The sequence below is a fragment of the Salinispora cortesiana genome (genome assembly GCF_000484695.1).
Classification (GTDB): domain Bacteria; phylum Actinomycetota; class Actinomycetes; order Mycobacteriales; family Micromonosporaceae; genus Micromonospora; species Micromonospora cortesiana.
On record NZ_AXVR01000155.1, the window covers coordinates 1 to 2,125 of the forward strand.

Genomic DNA, 2,125 nt, shown 5'->3' on the forward strand with positions numbered 1-2,125 from the left:
GCCATCGGCGTGCACCTGACCGCACACGCCGCTGCCAGCCTCGACCGCACCGGCACGATGCTCCACCGCGTCCTGCCCCCACTACCCACCCAGCCACCCGTAGCCACCACCCACACTCCGACCACGCCCGCCAACGGTGGGGATACCCAGGCCATCGGCCGCGCATCCGCGCCCCAGTAAGCAGCCCCGGGCGGCGCGGCACCACCCGCGCCGCCCGGCGCCGGCCTGCACCATCCCCTTCCACCCGCTGACCCCCTCCATGGACGGAGAGCACGATGCCCCTGCCATCGAGCGAACGTCTCGGCCTGGGCGACACCGCCCGCGTCGACCAGCCCGAGCACGCCTTCGAGTACCGCCTAGGCACCGTCACCGACTTCCGACTCGACAGCTTCACCACGTGGGTGCACTGGTACCGGCTGCGGTTCCCCAACGGCGATGAGCGCACCTACACCCCCGACAGGATCACGGCATGTGGCCGCGACGACGACCGCGCCACCCTCGTCACCCACCTCGGCGCGGCGTTCCGGTCGCTGGCCGCCGCGTGCCGCATCGGCCACGACTACGGCGACGACGAACTCAGCGCCGCGATTCTCTTCCACACCGCCAGCCTCATCGACTCGGCACGCAACCGGCTCGGCGTCACCCTCGACCCGGCCCGCCTAGCAAACCGGGGCACCGCCGCCGACCCGGCCGCCTTCGGCCCGGTAGCCCCGGCTCCGGATGGAAGCCGGTCGTGACGCGCGGCTACACGCACGCCAAGGCCACCCACCACCCCGGACCAGTGTGCGGGGCCGACGATGGCCCAGTGACCCGGGTATCCGAGGACCCGCTCCAGATCGACTGCCCGGACTGCCCGGACCTCGTGTGGATCGAGGAACTGCCCAACGACGCCACCGCAGGCGACCCTCGGAACATCGAGGTACTGCGTGACATCACACGCGGGTACATGCGCAAGATCGACGGGGTGATCGTGGACGGCACCACCGCCGCCGCGATCCTGACCGTGTACGACGTGATGAAACCGCCGACACGGGCGAAGTTCCTCGCCCTGGACATCGACAAGATGGCCACGGTGGCGTGGCGGCTGCTCCGGCCGCACACATAGGCGGGTCGGTGGCCGGCAGGCACACCCGAGGGCGTGTGGAACCCCCGCCGGCCACCTCACCCGATCCCCAGGCCACGCGCCGATCGAGCACCGCATCTCCCGGGGTGGATGTGCGCCCGATCGTAGCCGCCACCCCGGCCCGCGCCGATGCCTCGCGGGCCGCCTCGAATGGACAGGAGGTGGACAATGATCCCCGTGGCGCAGCGCAGCATCGGCGGACGAGTCGCCGTCGACCGCGACGGGGTTGCCGCGCGCACGGGCGCGGCGCGTCCCACGGTGAACTTTTGGCACCTGCACCGTGACCGGTTCGGCTTCCCCGAGGGCTTCACCCACGACGGCGGGGAGTGGTTCTGGCTCGACGATGTCGAGGCGTTCCACGCCTCACACCGGGCCTCGAAGCTTGCCGAGTTGACCAAGGTCGACCGCAGCGGCAGCCCGACCGAACTGGTCACCTCCGGCGGCGCGGCGGCGATCCTCGGTTACCGCTCCTATCGCAATCTGCCGGACGAGCTGATCGACAACCCAGACAACACCGAGGAACTACCCAGCGGACGGATCCGCCGGTACTGGTACCGACGCACCGTATGGGCACACGCTGACGCACGCACCGGCCGGCAATCCACCGGCCGAACCCCCGGCACCACCGGCCCCTACAAACCACACCCATACGCCGACGACCCACGCCTGCAGGCCGCCGCAGCCCTCCTCGCGCAGGCCCGCGCCGAGGGGCGGGACCGGCGCGGCCTCGGAATCGAGCTAGCCCAACGCCTCGGCATCCCACAACGCACCGCTCAACGGCTACTCGCCGCAGCAGAGGGCGACTAGACTCCTCTGGTCAAGCACGTGAGGCGTGCCGGCCCCCCCGTCCGGCCACGCCTCACGTGTGAAATCGGCTGGGCCCGCTGCCCCTGCCTGCCGCTCAAGAACCGAGCATCGCCATCATGCGTGTGTCTGCTTCCCGAGGGAGCGCGTGCCTCGGAAGTCTCGCGAGCGCGAACGGCGAACACCACCCGACCACGG

Annotated in this window: 3 protein-coding genes and 1 pseudogene; all 4 read left to right on the forward strand. The window is 71.0% G+C overall.

The annotated features are described in order from the left end of the window. Positions 1-180, forward strand: a pseudogene (locus tag K228_RS0124695) (hypothetical protein); the annotation flags it as partial. A gap of 95 nt (positions 181-275) precedes the next feature. Further along, positions 276-737, forward strand: a complete 462-nt coding sequence (locus K228_RS0124700) for a hypothetical protein (protein ID WP_025620757.1) — start codon at positions 276-278, stop codon at positions 735-737. After that, positions 734-1,105 (forward strand): hypothetical protein, encoded by a 372-nt coding sequence (locus tag K228_RS0124705; protein ID WP_018817850.1) that lies wholly within the window; start codon positions 734-736, stop codon positions 1,103-1,105. Before K228_RS0124700 ends, K228_RS0124705 begins: the two co-directional genes overlap by 4 nt. Positions 1,106-1,291: 186 nt before the next feature. After that, on the forward strand, positions 1,292-1,930 hold the full coding sequence (locus K228_RS0124710; protein ID WP_018828841.1) for a hypothetical protein: 639 nt from the start codon (positions 1,292-1,294) through the stop codon (positions 1,928-1,930). Positions 1,931-2,125: the final 195 nt, after the last annotated feature.